This window comes from Paenibacillus sp. N3.4, from assembly GCF_008017805.1.
GTDB lineage: Bacteria > Bacillota > Bacilli > Paenibacillales > NBRC-103111 > Paenibacillus_E.
Map to the genome: position 1 here is coordinate 1 of NZ_VRTT01000078.1, position 20,483 is coordinate 20,483.

Annotated in this window: 16 protein-coding genes; 2 read left to right on the plus strand and 14 right to left on the minus strand. The window is 46.9% G+C overall.

Annotated features, from left to right (window positions below; all coding sequences use genetic code 11):
* Positions 1-133: 133 nt before the first annotated feature.
* The 3 genes from FU659_RS28150 to FU659_RS28160 form a co-directional block, all read right to left on the minus strand.
* Positions 134-814, minus strand: coding sequence for a hypothetical protein (locus tag FU659_RS28150; RefSeq protein ID WP_147950608.1), 681 nt, complete (start codon positions 812-814; stop codon positions 134-136).
* Between the two features lie 30 nt (positions 815-844).
* Positions 845-1,999 (minus strand): glucose-1-phosphate adenylyltransferase subunit GlgD, encoded by a 1,155-nt coding sequence (gene glgD, locus FU659_RS28155; RefSeq protein ID WP_147950609.1) that lies wholly within the window; start codon positions 1,997-1,999, stop codon positions 845-847.
* 229 nt (positions 2,000-2,228) lie between these two features.
* On the minus strand, positions 2,229-3,362 hold the full coding sequence (locus FU659_RS28160) for a PP2C family protein-serine/threonine phosphatase (RefSeq protein WP_147950610.1): 1,134 nt from the start codon (positions 3,360-3,362) through the stop codon (positions 2,229-2,231).
* A 279-nt stretch (positions 3,363-3,641) separates the two neighbouring features.
* Between FU659_RS28160 and FU659_RS28165 the strand changes: the two genes are divergently transcribed.
* Together FU659_RS28165 and FU659_RS28170 are read left to right on the plus strand one after the other, a co-directional pair.
* Positions 3,642-3,995 carry a YtxH domain-containing protein gene (locus tag FU659_RS28165; protein WP_147950611.1) on the plus strand — a complete coding sequence of 118 codons (354 nt, stop codon included), beginning with the start codon at positions 3,642-3,644 and terminating at the stop codon, positions 3,993-3,995.
* Positions 3,996-4,029: 34 nt separating this feature from the next.
* Positions 4,030-4,470: a hypothetical protein gene (locus FU659_RS28170; RefSeq protein WP_147950612.1), complete on the plus strand. Its 441-nt coding sequence runs from the start codon at positions 4,030-4,032 to the stop codon at positions 4,468-4,470.
* 97 nt (positions 4,471-4,567) lie between these two features.
* Here FU659_RS28170 and dgoD read toward each other — a convergent pair whose 3' ends face one another.
* From dgoD to FU659_RS28220, 11 genes are all read right to left on the minus strand, one after another.
* A complete protein-coding gene (gene dgoD / locus FU659_RS28175; protein ID WP_147950613.1) occupies positions 4,568-5,716 on the minus strand; it encodes a galactonate dehydratase in 1,149 nt (382 codons plus the stop codon).
* Between the two features lie 16 nt (positions 5,717-5,732).
* Positions 5,733-6,371 (minus strand): bifunctional 4-hydroxy-2-oxoglutarate aldolase/2-dehydro-3-deoxy-phosphogluconate aldolase, encoded by a 639-nt coding sequence (locus tag FU659_RS28180; RefSeq protein ID WP_187274451.1) that lies wholly within the window; start codon positions 6,369-6,371, stop codon positions 5,733-5,735.
* 17 nt (positions 6,372-6,388) lie between these two features.
* The gene (locus tag FU659_RS28185; protein WP_147950615.1) at positions 6,389-8,005 is read right to left on the minus strand and encodes a response regulator; all 1,617 of its coding nucleotides are present in this window, start codon (positions 8,003-8,005) and stop codon (positions 6,389-6,391) included.
* Entirely contained in the window at positions 8,002-9,756 is a 1,755-nt protein-coding gene (locus tag FU659_RS28190) for a sensor histidine kinase (protein WP_147950616.1), read from the minus strand. The genes FU659_RS28185 and FU659_RS28190 overlap by 4 nt, the downstream gene beginning before the upstream one ends.
* A 108-nt stretch (positions 9,757-9,864) precedes the next feature.
* The gene (locus FU659_RS38430) at positions 9,865-10,329 is read right to left on the minus strand and encodes a carbohydrate ABC transporter permease (RefSeq protein WP_315971372.1); all 465 of its coding nucleotides are present in this window, start codon (positions 10,327-10,329) and stop codon (positions 9,865-9,867) included.
* Positions 10,330-10,373: 44 nt separating this feature from the next.
* On the minus strand, positions 10,374-10,679 hold the full coding sequence (locus FU659_RS38435) for an ABC transporter permease family protein (RefSeq protein WP_315971373.1): 306 nt from the start codon (positions 10,677-10,679) through the stop codon (positions 10,374-10,376).
* Positions 10,676-11,560 carry a carbohydrate ABC transporter permease gene (locus FU659_RS28200; RefSeq protein ID WP_147950617.1) on the minus strand — a complete coding sequence of 295 codons (885 nt, stop codon included), beginning with the start codon at positions 11,558-11,560 and terminating at the stop codon, positions 10,676-10,678. Before FU659_RS28200 ends, FU659_RS38435 begins: the two co-directional genes overlap by 4 nt.
* A gap of 95 nt (positions 11,561-11,655) precedes the next feature.
* Complete coding sequence (locus tag FU659_RS28205) at positions 11,656-12,996, minus strand: ABC transporter substrate-binding protein (RefSeq protein ID WP_147950618.1); 1,341 nt, start codon at positions 12,994-12,996, stop codon at positions 11,656-11,658.
* Positions 12,997-13,156: 160 nt separating this feature from the next.
* A complete protein-coding gene (gene fumC, locus FU659_RS28210) occupies positions 13,157-14,551 on the minus strand; it encodes a class II fumarate hydratase (RefSeq protein WP_147950619.1) in 1,395 nt (464 codons plus the stop codon).
* Positions 14,552-14,710: 159 nt separating this feature from the next.
* Positions 14,711-15,799: a low temperature requirement protein A gene (locus FU659_RS28215; protein WP_147950629.1), complete on the minus strand. Its 1,089-nt coding sequence runs from the start codon at positions 15,797-15,799 to the stop codon at positions 14,711-14,713.
* 773 nt (positions 15,800-16,572) lie between these two features.
* Entirely contained in the window at positions 16,573-20,430 is a 3,858-nt protein-coding gene (locus tag FU659_RS28220) for a TIM-barrel domain-containing protein (protein WP_261808107.1), read from the minus strand.
* Positions 20,431-20,483: the final 53 nt, after the last annotated feature.

The window sequence follows — 20,483 nt, forward strand, 5'->3', positions numbered from 1 at the left end:
CCTCACGATGGACACCCTTGCTCTTGGCTAGTGGTTGGTAACTACAAACCCCCACAGTGGACTTTCACCACCTAGTTAATCGCCATGCGTGGCACACCGTGATAAAGCTGACCATAATGGCCAGCTCAACGCATCAGGTGCTTGAAAGGTGATAATAATTTAGTGAAATCAGCTCTTGCGTTTCCGGATCAAGAAAGAGCTTAATTAATGCTTCTTTTCGTTGGAACACAAGACCATCCTCCGCTACATAATCGGGTTCACCCAGCAAACCTCTGATCTCGCTAACGGTAAGCGATACGCTCTGATCATTGATTTGAATGTGACCCGCTTCGGCAGGTACTTGGACAAAGCTGACATTATTGTTATCAAAGCCAATATTCAAATCCGGATATTCATATGTTATCGCTCCGATGAATTGAGGATCCTGCACCATGGCAGTCGGGTTTCCTTTCTTCACTTCGACCGTCTGCGCATCATCGTAAAGGGAAATCCCCCCCAAACTGTAGATCGTAGAAATGAATGGAACCAGGTTAGCCTCCTTCGGACTCACATCGATCACCGATTCGCCCTGCGCAGCAAAAGAAGGTGACAGCACTGGGAATTGTGTGGTTGCAGGCGAAATGGGTGAAAGGTTGACAGCTTTGGGCGATAATGTCCTTTCGGAAGTGCCAACTTGAATATGTGTGATCAAACGAACAGCCGTAATCACCAAAATAATCAATAGCAATAAGAAAAGAGCAATTTCATGAAAGCGGCGTTTACGGGTCACCGCAGCTGCTAACTTTATACCTTTATCACGTATCATAACGTTCATCCCTAATCCCCCTACTCGCCTATTCCTGGATTAAATAACATTGCTCTTCTCTGCTACAAGAGGATGGGCATATTGCCCGCGCAAATCAGCTCCTTGCTCAACGATGACGTGCTTGTCCAGAATAACCTTATCCAGATAGGCACTGGCTTCAATTTCACAATCATGCATAATCACACTGTTTTTGATACTTGCGCCCTTGCTTACCGTAACTCCAGCGAATAATATGCTGTTCTCCACGTACCCTTCAATCCGGCAACCCGGAGCGACGAAAGAGTTGCGAATGAGCGCTTGATGGTTGCAGGCAATTTCCTGTTCTTCCTCTTTTCGCGTATACACGGACTCCTGGTTAATCATGAATTGCTTCCAACCCTGCGGCTGTAATAGATGCATGCTATGAGCGTAATAGCTGTCTATAGAATCCATAATCGCAACATAGCCGTGATTCGCATAGCCTTGTACATGAATATCAGCGAGATGAGCCCAAATGACATCCTTGAGGTACGCTTCCTTGCCAGAATTTATACTTCTATCGATCAGTTCAATGAGTAAAGTTCGTGCCATCACCATCGTATCCAAATCGATATTTTGCGGTGTTACGCTCGGCAGCGCATGATACGTAGAAGCCGCCTTGACGACACGTCCTTGATCATTCATCTCGAGGTTGAAGGCATGGCCAATATGCGCATGGTGATCCATTTCGGTCAGATTTTTATAAAGAACCGTAATGTCAGCGCCCGTACTTCGGTGATAATCTACCATATTCTCAAAATTAGAACGATAGACCACACTGCTAGGAGCTATCAAAATGTAAGTTTCATTACAAGATTTCAAGTAATCCAGATGGCTGTGCAAATGAAGGAGGTCTCCATGATCTAATGTTCGTATCTGATTCGCAGGATCCATCCTCAACGAAACCGGAGGAAGAACAGACAGACCGCCGTTATCGAAAGCATCCAGTCCCCAATTATGTCCATCGCCTACATGCTCGAGCAGCGAGTTCGCCTTCGGGCTGGAAAGAAGAGCGACTTTCTGTATGCCCGAATTGCTCATGTTGGAAAGCGCGAAATCAACTAAACGATACTTTCCGGCAAAAGGTACGGCGGCGACACAGCGATTACGCGTAAGCGTTGACAGATCATCCTGCTCGTTCATAAGATTGATCATTCCAAGAACATCTTTCATCATTTAACCCTCCTTCAAGTATGTTTCATCGGATTACCCGAAATGAACTCTGGCGCCTGATTACCGCAGGATATTGACGACCAATCACTTTTTTCTCACCGACAACGGTAATTTCAGAGCTTCCCGGCTCTGTTGGATTCATACTCCTTATTACACTGCTTTGCGATTATTGAAACAAAAAGACATCCAAATTTATACCCTGATGGGAAAAATTTAGACGCCTCTTGTTGTTTTATGTTGTTATCATAACCAAACACATATCATCTTTCGGAGAACCGCTTTTGGCGAAAGGATAAATGCGTTCGATCAAGCCGTCTGGATCATGATCCGGCGCAGCCTTTAAGCTTCTAATGATCTTATCGATTCCCTCTTCCTGATCATCGTCTAACCATTCCGACAAACCGTCGGTATACATCACAATCCGAGCGTGCTCCTTATAGGGAATAATTCCTTTGGTAATCTCAATTTCTTCAAAAAAACCAAGTGCGCAGCAGCCCTCTTTCATCAGTTTAACGTCCCCATCAAGAAGTGCGATACCTGCAGGATGTCCCGCATTCACATACTCAATTGTGCGATGCTCCGTATCAAGCACCATATAAATCGCTGTAAAATAATAGTTAATCAAGTTGTCCGAATTATGCAATTGGTTCATTCGCCCATTCAACTCACGAATTACACCTTCAGGACTACATATGCTTGTAATCGTGTCTTTCAAAGCGGAGTAAATATACATACAGACTAAGGAAGATGAAATACCGTGTCCCATCATATCCAGTAAAATAATCCCGTATCGATTCGATCCAATCGGATACCAAGCATAGAAATCACCCGCTAATTCGGAGGACGGCTTGTAGACCGCCGAGATTTCGATCTGCTCATCTTTAAAAGGATTGCTCAGCACGCTGAGTTGGACCTGTTTTGCCAGATCAAGCTCGTACTTAATCCGCTTATCCCGTTCTTTATGCCAGTCTTTCTCGAATTTCAAGCGGAGCGTAGAACGAATACGAGCGAGCAGCTCGACTTTATTAATCGGCTTCATCACATAATCCAGTGCTCCTGCATCCAGTGCTTCAGCCAGCTTATTGGAATCTCCCATTGCCGTGACAAAGATAATGGGAATATCTCGGAAGCGTTCATGGGCTTGCACCGTTCGACAGGCTTCCACCCCATCAATTTCCGGCATCATCATATCCATAAGAATGAGATCTATGGGTACCTCGACCGTGCTCGGGGAATCCATATCCAATAATTGGTATAACTCTCTGGCTGACGAAACCATGATTAAGTCGGTGTAACCGGCTTTGAATAAAATTTTCTCAATGATCAGCAGGTTCGTTGCATTATCATCTACAATTACAATACTCATACCTTCAACCCCTTTCGGGTAACGTTAACGGAATCAAACCCTCACCGTAGTTTATCATAATTTATACGTTAAGTTATTGGGGTTTCTTATATGTACTACCCGCTTGAGCAAAATTCAATCACTATGTTCAGTCCCTTCACAAATCAGGACGAAAAAACGCGATTACTTAGTGAAAGGAAAATAAAACAGACAAATACTTGTTTCAGTATGAGCGCATACGGTTATAACCTACTAAGACGCCAACACCACTATAACACCAAATAGAAGGAGAGATGACTTATGAGTGAAACAGTCGGAACCAACAAAAGCGGACTATTACTAGGTTTAATAATTGGAGGTGCTGTAGGAGCCATTACCTCGTTATTATTAGCCCCTAAATCTGGATTGGAATTGCGAGAGGATTTATCCAATACGTATCGCACACTCAATGATAAAACAAGTCAACTCGCTTCAGCGGTAGGACAAAAAACACAGGAAGTTGCCTCAACGATTAGTGAAAAAACGCAAGATATCGCAAGTAGCGTTAGCGATCATGCTGCTGATATTGTGGATAAAGCCAAAGAAAGCAAACAGCTCGTAGCTGAATCCTTGCAGGCTGCTAAAGATAACTTCCAAAATGATCCATCCAACTAACATGCCCGTGCTGCTTGAAAGGAGCTGAGCGATTATGGACCAACATACACTGCATCAGAAATTCACAGAACTAGGCTTAGAGCGGGTTGCATATACGGAGAAATCGACATATACATTAAATATTTATAACGAAGCCACGTCTGCTTCCTACCCTCTCACGTTAACCACACTCACCACTGAGCAGGGGGAAACAACCGTACATTTCGATGAAGCCGATTTTCAAGAGAATAAATTCGTCCCTCTTCAAGTTCGAAGAGCCGCTCTGGATAAGCTCATTGAGTTAGAGCGATTCTGCAATGGGTCCGACGCGCCAAATAGACCTAATGGATCCAGCAGCAAATCCCTGGATGAAGCTAATAACAGCTCCATGGCACAGGACTTGGGTGAGATCAAGAAGCTCGGGAACGAAATGAAGCATATGAAAACAAATAGTGAGCTATTGGAACAGAACATGATTCCTGATCCAATCCAGTAGGACTAAGCTTGTCTGCTCATTAAAGCATAGAAGCCTCCGATTTCACATTATGAATGTGAGATCGGAGGCTATTCCTTCATAATCACTGGATGCTACATTACCATTCCGCTACCGTACCATCTACCTGACGCCATACGGGATTTTTCCATTGGTGTCCGATAGCAGCCATTTCTCTCACTTTTTCTTCATTTATTTCGATACCCAGACCCGGACCGGTTAAATTGGCGACAAAACCTTCTTCATACTTGAATACAGATGGATCTTGCAAATAATCCAGTAAATCGCTGCCTTGATTATAATGGATTCCCAAGCTTTGCTCCTGAATGAACGCATTCGGAGAGCATATATCGAGCTGCAGGCAGGAAGCTAACGCAATCGGTCCTAAAGGACAATGCGGAGCAATGGCAATGTCATAAGCTTCCGCCATGGCGGCAATTTTACGTGTTTCCAGAATACCTCCCGCATGTGAAAGATCCGGTTGGATAATATCTACGATGCCTTGGGCAAGTAGTTCCTTAAAGCCCCAGCGCGTGTACATCCGTTCACCCGTTGCAATGGGACACGACGTATAGCGGGCAATCTCTTTAAGCGCTTCATTATTTTCCGGCAAAACAGGCTCTTCAATGAACATAGGCCGATATGGCTCTAGTTCCTTGACGATGATTTTGGCCATCGACTTATGTACGCGGCCATGAAAATCGATGCCGATACCTACGTCTTTACCGACTGCTTCCCGTACAGCGGCAATGCGGGCAATGGCTTCATCCACTTTGGAGATGGAATCGATATAGTGCATTTCTTCGGTGGCATTCATCTTCACCGCTGTAAACCCAGCTTCTACTTGCAACCTAGCCGCTTGCCCCACATCGCTCGGACGGTCTCCGCCGATCCACGAATACACGCGCGTCTTGTCGCGGCAGGCGCCGCCGAGTAGATCATAGACAGGGGCATTGTAAAATTTCCCTTTGATATCCCAAAGCGCCTGCTCAATACCTGAAATTGCGCTGGTCAGAATCGGTCCTCCCCGATAAAAGCCGCCGCGGTAAAGCACTTGAAACATATCCTCGATACGCATCGGATCTTTACCGATGATATGTTCGCTCATTTCCATCACGGCAGCCGCTACTGTATCCGCCTTGCCTTCCACGACAGGCTCGCCCCAGCCGGTAATGCCTTCATCGGTTTCGACTTTCAGAAACAACCATCTTGGCGGCACTTTGAACAGTTCCAACTTCGTAATTTTCACGAATCATCGTCCTCCCCTATTTCTTTGCTTGGTGAACAGCTGCCATCAGCTGTTCGGCATATGTCTGAATAGCCGTGTAGTTACCCTGCTGCATGGCGCTGAGCGAGATTAAGCTTCCTCCGATACCAATCGAGGTGGCGCCTGCTTCCAAATAAGACGCAGCGTTATCCTTCGTGATCCCTCCAACCGCCAGCATCTCCACATCCCCTAGCGGCCCTCGCAGCTCCTTGATATAAGAAGGACCTAAGACAGAGCAGGGAAATATTTTAACAATCGGGGCTCCGTAATGAACGGCTTGAACAATCTCCGTCGGTGTTAACGCTCCGGGCATAGGCAGCACTTGACGGGCTAATGCTTCTTCGATCGTGCCTTGATCCACATTCGGTGAGATCAGAAATTGTGCGCCTGCCTGAATCGCTTCACGGGCTTGATTCTTATTCAGCACCGTCCCTGCACCAATCTGCATGCGTCCTTCATAACGCGCCCGCATCTCATGAATAATAGGCAGGGCACCAGGCGTATTAAGCGTCACTTCCGCAAAATGAATGCCACTCGCAGCAAGCGTTTCAAAGAGCGGCTTGGCTTGCTCTTGCTGAATTCCCCGGATAATGGCGATAACTTTTGAAGCTTTCAGTTTCAGCAATACATTCTGCACAGCACTGTTTCCCCTCCTTATGTGTAATGATCGCGATATTCTTGTGGCGTCATGCCGTAATGCTTCTTGAAGGCATGGTTAAACGAATGCGGTCGCTGATACCCAAGCTGCGTAGCAATTTCATATATTTTATCGGGACCATTCTTAAGCAAATATACCGCTCTATCCATACGCGTCTGATTGACGTAATCGCTCAAATTTTCACCGGTTTCCAGCTTGTAAATTTTGGATACATACACTGGATGTAAAAATACATGATCAGCAATGGACTGTAAAGAGACATCGCTGGCCAGATGCTGATCAATGAACGAGCGAATATCGTTAATCAGCGTCACCCGACTGTCCTTTCGCTCTTGGTCCATATCTTCCTTCATCCGTTGTAAGGAGCGATTAGACCATTCTCGCAGTTGGTTAACCGTACGAAAAGGAATGCCTTCTGTCATTCTGTTATAGTCGTCGCCAATGAGTTGATGCAGCTGACGTCCATTTTTATGGGCAATATAAGCAAAAGCCGATGCAACGGAGAAATAGATTTCCAGCAAATGCTCCTGAGATTCGGAAAACCGCTTTTCCATTTCATCGAAAATCCGTGAAAGCTTCTCCTCCGTATCCTCCCAACGCGCAGCTTCCAGTAAGTGATTGAGTGTCGGCGGCTCATACAATCTTTGTAAGGCTGAGAGCTCGGTATGCACAGACTCTTCCCCAAGCCGCATGAACAGCTCATGTTCGCTGCCTATACGTTTGCGAAACGTGCTCAGCGAAGCATTGTACATGGTATTGAGTTCCTCAGGAAATTGCCCCCAGGTGCTGAGGAGGATAGAGATTTTGCCCTTCAAGTAGGTGTTCACAGCCGATTGCAGCACCGAAGCTGTCCGTTCGAGCCAAGCCATATCTCCCTTCTCCGGCGTTTCTTGCTTGTGCTTCATGACGAAAACCAAGTAATCGTGGGCATCCTTCGTATGCCAGCTGTCCAATTTCTCAGCGAATAATTCCTCCACCATATTACTTATCGCATATTCCATTAACGACAATCGCCCTGTATCATATTCCAGAAAATCAGATTCCAAGCGAATCATCATAAAAACAAATTCTTGCTTATAGTAATCGGGAAGCTCCAGCATTTGCATTTTGTTACGAAGCGACAGCTCCGATACATGTTGTCCTTGTAAGAGATCTTGAAGCAGATTCCCTCGGAGCAACGGGAGATTCTCTTTGAAGGTATACGTCAACCGCTGCGCGGAAAAGACAGTTTCCCATTCCTTTTGCAGCTTATCCATTACGCGTTTGACAGTTGCCAGCAAATCTTGTTCTGTAACAGGTTTGAGCAAATAATCTTCCGTTCCTTGGAGAATGGCTTCTTTGGCATAATTGAAATCCGAGTAGCCCGACAAGAGGATACATTTCGTTTTTGCCCAGCGCCGATTAATCTCAGCAATCAACTGCAGGCCCGAAATACCTGGCATCTGAATATCCGTGATGACAATATTTACAGACAACTGTTCAAGCAGCTCCAACGCTTCCTTACCGGAATATGCCTTATACACCTGCTCAATCCCTAAGGAAGCCCAGTCAATCGTGGCATAAAGCCGATCCACCACGTGCGCTTCATCATCGACAATTAACAGTTGAATCATAAGGTGTTCCCCCTGTCGGCCAGCTCGTTCTCCTGCGCATTGCGCTTCCAAGTCAGCACAGCCCGCAATCCACCGCCAATCACTCGTTCAAAAGTAAGTCCAGATCCTTCCCCGAACTGATAGTACAAACGATGATGGACATTCCAGGTGCCACAGCCAATCTCATCCGACATCGGCGCCTGCAGCTGTTTAAGAAGCTTCTCCAAACCTGCTTCATGAAGCCCGCCGCCATTATCTTCAACAATCAGCCGGTTCCAACGATCCTCCTGCTCACCTGTTATCGTAATGAAATCGCCTTCCACACTGCGCTCAATCCCATGAACAATCGCATTCTCGACTAACGGCTGCAAAATAAGCCTTGGCACCCATTCGCCCAGCATCTCATCAGGCACAGATATCGCATATTTCAACCGATGGATACGGAGATTTTGAATATTTAAGTAATGACTGACCAAATCCAGCTCTTCTTGCAGCCTGACCATCTGATTCTCCACTCTTGTTGTATACCGATAAAATTCGGCCAAGTTTTGAGCCATCGCCACTACGGATTCTTTATCCTCCATCTCTGCTGAATTAATAATAAAAAACAACGAATTATAAAGGAAATGTGGGTGAATCTGCGATTGCAGCTGCTTGACGGTAGCTTCGCGGGATCGTATTTTTTCAGCAAACACATCCTCTACGAGCACTTGAATTTGCTCCGCCATCTCATTAAATCGTTGAATGAGGAAATCAAATTCATTTTTGGCTCGATAATCGATCCGCGCGGACAAGTCGCCGCGCTTTACCTTTTGTACACTCTGGATCATTTTACCGATCGGGATTTGCACATTGCGATACAGCAAGAATGACGCCAATACACTCATGACAAGCAGCAAACCAATCGATACATAAAATAGGTTACGCGTCATCGTTATGGGAGACAGGATCTTTTGGACAGGCACATAATCAACTAAATACCAATTCAGCTGCTCGGACTTCACAAAACTGATTAAATACTGTTCTTTGGCGATCTTTAATTGAATTTGACCCGATGGCGGCAAGCTTTGAACCGCTAATCCTTCTTTAATCGCTTTCGTAATAGCCGGATTCGAGGAACTGTTCAATATCGTCCCATTTTCACCGTTGATCAAGAATGGATCGCTGCGTTTATCTTGCTTGTACACATTCAGCAATTGAATCATATTTTGAGCGCTGAATCTCACTTGATACAACACATTTGCCTGATCGGCTACTTGGGCCCGAATGGGTTCGCTTATTTCTCTAATAAATGAGCCTACGCCGTTATCGCCCTTCCGCTCTTCAAATGTCCAGGTTCGCTTAATTGGGCTGTTCCAAGGCCATGCATCGGTTCCGTTCACAAAAATGCTGGAGGACAACACTTGTTTCCCATGCGGAATCGCAATCGTCAGCTCATTCACCCAACCGCTGGATACACTTTGGAGACTAAGCTTTTGAATGATCCGTGACTGCTCTCTCAGCATGTCGTAATCAGGCGATTCATTTCTATCGATATATTCCCTTACATAGGGATCACTGCCAAGGATGACCGGAGACATCGCCAAGCGCTCTACGTCCACATCCAACTGATGCATGAAAAAAGACAGTTGATTTAAATTCGATGACTGAATCTGATCTTGAACAACGTTATTCGCAATCCGATTCGTATAGCTGTACAGCAATACGATTGGAATAAGAAGTAGGACCAACAAGATTAGAATTTTGCTAAAAATATTTAGTTTATATGGCATGCTGATCACCTTCCACGCTTCTGCTAAGCTTTCTAACTTAGAGTTTACGTGTGCGAGAGAAGTCATGCAAATGAGAGGATGCTTCTCACGCTCGTCTTTCACTCGTTATTACCCTTTAACAGCTCCTGCTGAAAGTCCGCTTACTACATAACGTTGAGACACTAAAGCAATAATCAGAACAGGAAGAGTAATGATGCAGGCAGCAGCCATCAGCGCGCCCCAGTTGATTTCTGAATACGACATAAAGTTAAACACAGCGATCGGTAACGTTTTCGTTTTATCACCCGCCAAAATGACAGAGAACATGAAATTGTTCCACGAAAAGATGAAGGATAACAGCGATGCTGTGATGACACCCGGACCAGAAATCGGCAGGATGATGCGTAAAAACACTTGATGATGCGTACATCCATCAATGAGCCCTGATTCCTCGATTTCGGTAGGAAGCGCCTCGAAGAAGGAAATCATAATCCAAATAATGAACGGTAAACCAACGAGCATATGGCTTAGAATAAGAGCCGTGTATGTGTCCACCAAATGAATTTTGGAAAACAGGATGAACCAAGGAATCAAGAAGGTAATTCCCGGAATAATTCTCGCGACTAAGATGAGAAGTCCTAATTTTGCAAGTGATGTCTGGCTATAGCGTAAGCAGCAGGCAGACCTAAAATCAAGGATAAAAGGGTCGAGCCGAAAGCGACAATAAAACTATTCCATATAAACTTGAGGAAATCGTACTCTTTGAACACACTGATATAATTGTTAAACGTCGGCTTAAACATAAAGGTATGACCCGTCGATAAAATTTGCGCCTGTGTCTTGAAAGAGGCCAGCAGCATCCAAATGAAAGGAAAACCAAAGGCAATCAGAATAAGGAACGTGAGAAGCGTGAGTATGAATTTCAAACCTTTCTTTGGCTTCATGACGAGGCTCCCTCCATTCGTTTGCGCATCCATATCATAAATAAGGTCAGCCCCATAACCAGAGCGAAGAAGATAACGAGCAACGATGACGCCATGCCCAGTTTAAAGTATTGGAATCCGAGTACATACCCGTATAAATTCAATGTTTCCGAGGCAAAATTCGGTCCGCCTTGTGTGGTGGCATAAATAATATCAAACGTTTTGAGCACATCGATTAATCGAAGCATCGCCGCTACAATGATCGTTGGTTTCAACAGCGGCAGCGTAATGGAGATGAATTTTCTCCAAGCCGTGGCGCCGTCTACATCCGCAGCTTCATAAGGATCGCTAGGCAGTGTCGCTAAGCCAGCCATAATAATGAGCGCAATCATCGGTGTCCATTGCCAGACATCTACGATGACTAAGGATGGTATAACCTGATTTGGTGAAGCAAGCCAAAGCAACGGCTTTAAACCCATGGATTTGAGCATCATATTGGCTACCCCGATGGTTGGCTCATAGATGAGCATCCACACTAAGCCCATAGCCACTGGTGTCGCTACCATGGGTAACAGGAAGATCGTCTTCACGATGTTTTTTCCGCGGAACTCTCTGGATAACAGCAAAGCAATAGCAATGCCGAGTACAACTTCAAGACTGAGCGCCATGATCGTAAAATAAAACGTCGATCCTGTAGCATGCCAGAATCGGGCATCCTTGAATAAAGCCATGTAGTTGGACAAACCTACCCAAAGGGGTGGTGTTGTCGCAGACATGCTCCATTCATAGAAGCTAATCCGAAACGTATAAATGATAGGAAACAACATCATAAGCAGTACGAAGATGACCGCAGGAAGCGTATAAATCCATTTCAAATTGCGATTAAACCAACTGTATTGCATGCTAGACTCACCCTTCCTGATGAAATGTCCCTTTTCTGCAAAGGGTGAAGAGGGCCACCTGAGATGACCCTCATTTTGTGATATCGGCGAACTGTTTATTTCGTTTTGTCTTTATCCATAATCGTTTGCAGCGCTTGATTCGCTTTGTCAGCCACTGGCTGCAGATTTGTTTCGCCGGTCATGATTTTCTGCACGATTTCACCAACCGCGTCACGAGCTTCCCCTACACTAATAACCGTTGGACGGTCGTGGTCAACACCGTTTTTGGAGCTTTCTTTAATAATGGGAACGAGTTCAGCTGGGAATCCTGTCGTGCCTTCCGGTTTATCCCATACCGAAGCGCGGGCACCCGGGTTTCCTGTTTGTTGGGTTTTTAACACGATATCCTTGCTCGTAGCCCATTCGATGAATGCCCACGTGGCGTCTTTGTTGCCCGATTTGGCATTCATAGCCAGACCCCAGGACGTAATGCTGTAAGGCTTGGAACCTGCTTTACCGCCAGGCATAACCGCAAATCCAACCTTATCGGCAATTTGCGATTTAGCAGGATCCGTCGCATTTTTGTAAAGAGAGTTCGCGTCCGTTAAGAAAGCAACCTTCCCTTGAGCGAATATGCCGAAAGCTTGCGGCCAAGACATGTTCAACACGCCGGGAGGCGCATAATCCTTAAGCAAAGTACCGTAGGTAGTGAAGGCTTTCAGCGCTTCCGGCGTATTAATTGTTGCTTTGTCGCCATTCGTGAAGTCTGCGCCTTCCGAATATAAGAAGGAAGATACTTGGGTAACGAGAGGCGAACGTTGGCCCCTGGCTACAAAGCCATACATCTCATTCTTCGGATCGTGGAGCTTCTTCACTGCCGCTTGCAATTCGTCTAACGTTTTTGGCACCGCGATTCCGGCTTTTTGCAGCAAATCTTTGCGATAATAGAGAATTTCTTGCTCTGTAATGATCGGAATACCTGCTAGCTTAGCATCCACCGTTGTGGAACCAATGGCTGATTTAGCAAAATCGGCGAAATCATAGTTCTTCGCTTTTTGCGCGTAATCATCGAGCGGCTGAACCCAGCCGTTTTTATAGAACAGCTTGCCCTCTTGAAGGGGGCGATACATGAAGACGTCTGGCGTTGCAGAGCCGGAAGTGAATTGGACAGTTAATTTCTGAGTCAACTGATCCTCGAAGAAGCTCTCAACGTTGACTTTAATCCCTGTTTCTTTCTCGAAGTCCGGCAAAAGCGGCTTGATGGCGTCTGCCCAAGGATGGTTGGCCGTAACCAGCGAAATGGTTTTGCCTGCGAACGGCTTCGTGTTAGCGCTTGCAGCAGGTGTTGTTGTAGCTCCTTGTGTTGAATTCGTTGTGCTGCCGCATCCGGCAACTACCGCTGCTGCCATGATAACAGTCGTACCTACGCCGACCCATTGTTTAAATGATTTTTTCATCTCTTTTGTGACCTCCCAAGTAATCTGAAATGATGGTGACTACACTTCTAAGAGTACTTGATTCTTATATTCTCTTGATATAACTAAGATTAAACATGCATAACTACATGTGAAGGGAAAAAGAAAAATCGCCTCTAAAAGACGATTTCAAGGTGTAAACCTATGTCTTCGGATGCACCATATCTTCCGGGCGAACATAGCTGTCGAACTGCTCCGCCGTCAGATACCCGCTTCGTACGGCGGACTCTTTCAGTGTCAACCCTTCTTTATGAGCTTGCTTGGCAATGCTAGCTGCCTTCTCATACCCGATGTACGGATTGAGTGCTGTAACCAGCATGAGAGATTGCTCAAGGTTGCGCTGGATGACCTCACGGTTGGGCTCCATCCCAGCGAGACAGTTGTCGTTGAACGAACGCATGCTGTCGGCCAGCAGCCGCACGGACTGCAGGAAGTTATGAATAATAACGGGCTTGAACACATTCAGCTCAAAATTGCCCTGGCTGGCGGCGAAGCCGATGGCCGCATCATTGCCCATCACTTGGCAAACGACCATCGTCATCGCTTCGCTCTGGGTTGGATTGACCTTGCCCGGCATAATCGAGCTGCCAGGCTCGTTCTCAGGGATCGTGATTTCCCCGATCCCGCAGCGGGGACCGCTGGATAGCCACCGCACATCGTTGGCTATCTTCATCAAGTTCGCCGCCAGCGCCTTCAGCGCGCCGTGGGCGTACACGATCTGATCATGGCTGGTCAGCGCATGATACTTGTTCGCCGCCGAGACGAACTGCGTTCCCGTCTCGCGTGCGAGCGCGTCGGCAACGCGCGCGCCGAACTCGGGATGCGCGTTCAGCCCCGTGCCGACGGCTGTGCCGCCGATCGCCAGCTCGCGCATCGTGTCCACACTGCTGCGCACCATCCGCGCCGTCTGCTCGAGCATCGCCCACCAACCGCTGATCTCCTGCCCCAGCGTCAGTGGGGTAGCATCCTGCAGGTGGGTGCGACCGATCTTAACGATGTTGGCGAACGCCGTCATCTTGCTGTGGAGCGTCGTTTGCAGCAGCTCCAGCGCCGGCAAAAGCTCCTGCTCTACCGCGATGACACCTGCAACATGCATCGCTGTGGGGAACGTATCGTTCGAGCTCTGCGAACGATTCACATCATCGTTGGGATGAATGCGTGCCTCGCTGCCGCCAGCTGCAAGCAGTTCGTTCCCTCGATGAGCAATCACCTCGTTGACGTTCATGTTCGATTGTGTTCCACTCCCCGTCTGCCACACAACAAGCGGAAATTCGTCATTCCAGCGGCCCTGCACGATCTCATCGGCAGCCTGCGAAATCGCCAATGCCTTCTCCGGCTTTAACCCGCCCAACTCCAAATTCACTTGTGCCGCAGCCTTCTTCAACCAGGCGAACGCCTGAATCAACCTCACTGGCATCCGCTCCGTGCCAATCTTGAAATTCTCATAGCTTCGCTGTGTTTGAGCCCCCCACAACTTATCCACAGGCACTCTAATTTCACCCATCGTATCTCGTTCCATGCGAAAACCTTGATCCATCCTACAGCACCTCCTGCAAGCTTATACGAAAGCTTTGTTTACTATTACATACCCATTTATCCTATGTTTACCTTGCCATAGCATTCCCAACTCATGGAATTCTATCAACACTTCTCGTCAGAACCACCATTCATCACCAGCTACGCTTGCTAGCCTCCATCAAGTAGTCACCTTGGCATAAACGGCAAAGAATACCATCATCTCGCCAATGATGAAGTAATTCGGCACCTGGACAAACAAGTTAACGATAAATAATAAACTCAATAAACCTAACATGAACGCTAAATGCCGGGTGCCCAATCGCTCATCTATATGTCTGTATTTATGAAAAACCAATGTCGTCGAGAAAAAATATAGGAGGACTGAGGCAAATACAAAGAGCAGCATAAACGAATAGCTTAACTGTTTCAAAAATAACAATTGGATCGAAGCTGCGATCATGCACATGGAAACATAAATGAATAAATGGCCGTAAATGATCGTTTGCCCAGCAGTTTCTATGGACTTGTTCACTTTCTTTTCGACATTGTCAAAATACTGCCACCACATCGCAATGATTAACAGAAAGGTAAGTGCCGCGAATAAAATAGACTCCCACGTCCACTCGCTGGACTGCAAAACGGTAAGAATACTGACTACGGATTCGCCCAAAAGGATAAGTGTAAATAACGAAAAACGTTCCAAGAGATGGTGCGTATGAATGGGGCTTTTCACCAAAAACTTACGTCCCAGAAGCGGAAGCAAAAGATCGACCAGGATGCCTGCATACAAAACAGCGTAACGAATCCATGAATCAAAAAATAGGGATAACGCAGAAATAGCTAAACCGACCCAAAAGCGACTGCCCAAATACTGCGCCGTAACTTTGCGGTGTGCCTCTTCTTTTTGATGGACGGAAAGGTATTGAATCGCCGTCATCGCTCTTAATCCTATATATCCAATTAAAAACGGGACATAATACCGATCAAAATCAACGGACAGACTTGCCGTCATGATGAGTACGAAAAACAATTGCACAATCAGAAATACACGATGGGATACAATGTCTTGCCCAAATCGATTAACAAAAAGGGATTGCCCCACCCACGCCCACCATATCGGGATAAATATCAGAAGAAATTTCAGCAAATACTCGAGCGGAATAGTGCCATGCTCGACATGCAGCAGGACATGACTTGCTTTGGAAACGGCTGCTGCAAAAAGCAAATCATAAAAGAGCTCCAACCACGTAACTTTTTTCTCAATCAAGGCGTTGAGATGTTGTTTCATTGATGCTCCCCTTTCAGAAAATGACAAATCTTTTTCCTTCATAATAACAGATAGATTGAACGTTGACAGGATAGATCTCTAGCAAAAAAGTCTACAGAATAACAAGCTCAGAATTAGCAGAATTATCGTTTATCGCATGGTGGCGGTCAACCCCCACGCGACTCCTCACTTGTATTGTCTACGCTAACGAATCGTAGGGTTTTTAGTGACCAGAAATAAGCCTGTCCATTCTTCTAACGAACTCAAGCGACGTTATGGGGTCAATTATGAGTGAATGGATGAGCTTTTACTTGTAATAACGCGTCTGGAGTTCGTTAAAACGATAACTCTTTGTGATTTAATCAAATAAGGCTTGCTGAGTTCCTTAGGCGTCAAGAAAAGGAAAGGCTCTCAACATGTTGAAGTCGAACCCGACGCCAAAAGCATGTTCGGAGTTGGATTAAACGCCCAGAAGCTAACCATCTCTACCGCATCATAAACAGGAAAATCTCAGGCAGCCGAGACTTTCTCGACACCCGGAGATTCTCCATGAAAAAAGTAACTAACCATGACCACGTTCTTCGAAAAAATATCATCTCAAATATGCTCGAATCCATCCTTTAATTTCAATAAAAGTTTAGAAAGGGTAACCCCTCAACCGTTCTTCCCTGAAAACTTATGCTCCCTCTGGTTTTAGGGTTTTTCTCACACATACTTTCTATCATGTAAAAACAGCCCTCCCACCTCATTACGGTGGAGGGCCATTTTGCTACTTATTGCTTAGTAACTCGAACATCGTCAATATGAAGCGTCGTGCCTCCAGGCGAATCTACGTAAAAGCCAACATCCACCTGACCATTTGTCACCATAATATCACTGACCGAAATATATTTCCATACACCATCATTGCTGATATTGGCGTATATCGCTGAGCCGCCATAGTTTTGAATTTCAGCTCTGGCGGTCGTAGGTGTCGTGTTCTTCATTCGGACCCACGCCTCAAATTTGTACTTCACATTGTTGACAGGAACGTTAATCGTTTGATGAATGCTTTGCTGATAAGGGCCCGCTGCAAAAAAGTAAGCGCGCTTATCACCCGTCCATGGAGATTCAGACGGATTCGTGGTCGAGCCGCTGTCGATGCCATAAGCCAACGCTTGCGTACTGGGATGCCATTCGCTCCAGTTGGAGCTTTGGCTCGTATCCCGTTCAAACCCGCCATTATCGAGCAGATTTTGTTCAGAAACAGGCGTGCCAGCAGCTGCCGTAGAAAGCAGCAAGCGGTCGATGTTAACACCACCGCTATCCGCAGCGTCATATTTAAACGCGATGGTGTTGGCACCCGCATTTAGGGACACCGTCTGGATGTTGTCCTGCCATACATTCCAGTTATTACCTGGGCTTGTGAAACTCGTCTGCCCCAGCTTCGTTCCGTTGACGTAAGTGCTCAGCGTCTTGGTCACATTATTCCCATTGGCATAGCGTAGTGCCACCTGATAACTGCCCGCGCTGGGCACATCAACGTTGTATTTCACTTGAGCGCCCGCTGCGCTCATCGTATCGACAAAAGAATTGCCGCTGTAATACCAATGATTGGTGTTCGTCGCGCTGCCGCCGGACAGCTCGGCGCTTTCGGCCTCATACTTGCCAACGACAGGAGCAAAAGGTACTGTTATATTGTCGATGTTTACGTTGCCGCTATCCCCAGCTTCACTATAATATTTGTAGGTAACAACGTTGGTGCCCGCCGTTAACGGCAGCGTCTCGGATTGCGTAGACCACGTATCCCAATTGGCTAGACTGGCAAGCGAAGTAGACTTCACTCGCGCGCCATTAACGAAAATACTGACCGTCTTTGCAGCGCCCGAAGCATTGGCGTAACGCATCGAAACGTTGTAGTCGCCTCCTGTTTTCACTTTGGGATAGAAGGTGATGCCCGCTCCTGGATTGTTAAGTCCATCTACGAAACCCGTACCTGTATATCCGGTGTGGTTCGTGTTGATGGTTGCTTTGGTTGCTGTCGTTGCGCCTGACAGCGAAGCATCCTCCGCTTCATATTGAACAGCCGTAGCACTAACCGTGCCGCTGCCGGTCACAGCAATCGCTTTGGATGCTGCGGCCCCGGCTGCTACTTTGACATAGGTGACATTGCCATAAATGTCCTTTCCTGTCGCCCAGCCTTCACCAGAAGCCGCCTTCAATGCCTGCAAGCTGGCGTAGGATGTCATAGCTGCACCGTTATTCGTCACCGCTGTTCCTGCCGCACCATGAAGCTTAACGATGTAGGATTGCAACGCCGGGCTATAGCTTCCGCTTTTTGCGCCGAGCGTAAAGTTCAACGTCCCTGAACCGCTGTCTTGTGCCGTCATATTCTGCTTGAAATAAGTGCCACCTTCATAGTTATAGCTGGCTCCATCATCGTCATAGTAAGTAAAACTGGATGATGTCGTATTCGGGAATACATCTACATCGACGGAGGTAACGGGCGATTGCCCCACATAGTCCTGCACCTTTTGCGTCGGAATAATTGCTCCTTTTTTAATAAAAAGCGGCATATCCGTGAGCGTATCAGGGTTTACCGGATAATGAATCGTCTGTCCACCCGTCCATACTTGGCCTCGGGCATAATCGATCCACGTTCCTGCAGGCAAATAAATGTCTTTGATGGTCTGCTGCTTATCTACCACTGGCGCAGCGAGCAGCCAATCGCCGAACATCCAAGCATCCGTGTAATTTTTGGCGTTGCTGTCCGTAGGATACTCCTGCATAAGAGGTCGCACGAGGCCGTTGCCGTTCTCATAAGCGCTTCTTTCATACGCATACATGTAAGGAATTAATGAATAGCGCAGTTGAATCGCTTCTTTGGCCCCTTCCTCTGCCGTCGAGCCAAAATACCAAGGCTGCCGCTGCTGATGGTTATTGCCATGAACGCGGAATACCGGCGTCAGCGCACTAAACTGCATCCATCTGGCATACAAATCAGGATTCGGGTTATTCGTCGTCCCATCCTGCTGATTGAATCCGCCTGTGTCCATTCCCCATTTCACTTGGCCGTTGTTCACGGACGACAGCATGACAGCTCGCTGCTCCTGCATGCCCGCCGCCCAGTCAATGCGGTCACCCTTCTTGTACTGAATGCCAATATCACCTGACCATAACGTTGTGGCATAGCGCTGAGCGCCCGGGTAAAACGTTCGAGCCGTTTGCCAAACGCGCTGGGCATTATTCGTATAGGCCCGCTGGCCTTCATACATAGTCTGGGACATATGAGCGGTTGTAAAATTGCCAAACCAGTACGAAGCCCCGCCAGATGACACTTTATCGGTCTCGTCATTCCACCAGCCTACGATCCCCTTATCCAGCGCATCCTTGGAATGGTTCCAGAACCAAGTACGCTCGCTTGCGTTATACGGATCAATACTGCGTACAGTAACAGGAATGAAATAATCCAAATATTCACTATGTCCCGGATAAAAATAACCCCCGCTCGCAGCGTCTGTGCCTTGCACGGTAGGCGTACCGGAAGCATCCTTGGTTACGATGCGCGGTTTCGTAATGCCGATCATCTTCATTCCTTTGGCATCCATCGCTGTCTTCAAAGCGGTAGAGGACGATGAAGGAAAGTTTGTCGTATTCCAAGCAAATTCGCCATAGTTCGTTTCTCCGTACTTCTTCCAGTCATAATCGAAGGCATAGGCGTCGATGGGAATATTTTTGGCCCGATACGTATCTACATTGCTTGTGAATTCGGTTTGATTCGTATCCCACTCGAAATTCATGAAGCCCAGCGACCACTTCGGAAGCATCGGAGGTTTCCCTGTAATCTCCCAGACACTGGACATAATCTCCTTTGGTGTCCCTAACATAATATAATACTCAACATCTTGCTTCGTATAGCGGCGTCCTTCTGTTGGTACACCTCCATAATAAAACTCCATCTTACCTGTTGCACTATCGGTATAAGGATAACCGCCATCACTGTCTACCAGCAGTCCATATCCCGCCGTGCTCCAGATGAGCGGACCTCCTGAATCTCCTTGCTCTCCGGCATGGGCAGCACGCGTGGAGCTATTGCGCAATAAGTCGCCGCCCCCTTCGAAAGCATTGAAGCTGCGAATTCCGTACATGTTGTCTCCCGTGGCATGAACAAAGTGCACACCATCAGAGAACACGCCTCCACTTGATGGCTCCCAGAACAGCGTTGTGCCATCCGGCTTTTTCACCGTCAGGCGAACAGGATTTTTGGTAATTTCAATTTTCATACTGGAGGTTGTAATCGTCATCGGATTCGTCGTCGTCGTAATGGTTGCGCCAACGGCGGACCATGTCTTGTTGGGGTCTATCATCGGTGTTTTCGCGCTTGGAGCCACACCATTTGGACGGTAATCCACCTTCAAAATGCCGTTTTGTACAGCTTGAATGACCAAAATATCATCATTCGGCTCCGCTCCGTTATCTACGGTAAGCGTAAGCGTATCTCCGGTTACATTTGATGAAAGCAGATTGCCAAGTGCGCTCACATAAGCATGAGCAGGAGGTGAAACAGGAAGGAAGGTCAATGTAGATCCGATCAAAGCGCTGACCATGAATACAGAAAAGGCACGTGGAATTTTTTTGTTCCGTAGACCCATACTTGATACCCCTTTCGCTTCTGGACTAAGGGAGGGACAAGCCCTCCCTGCTT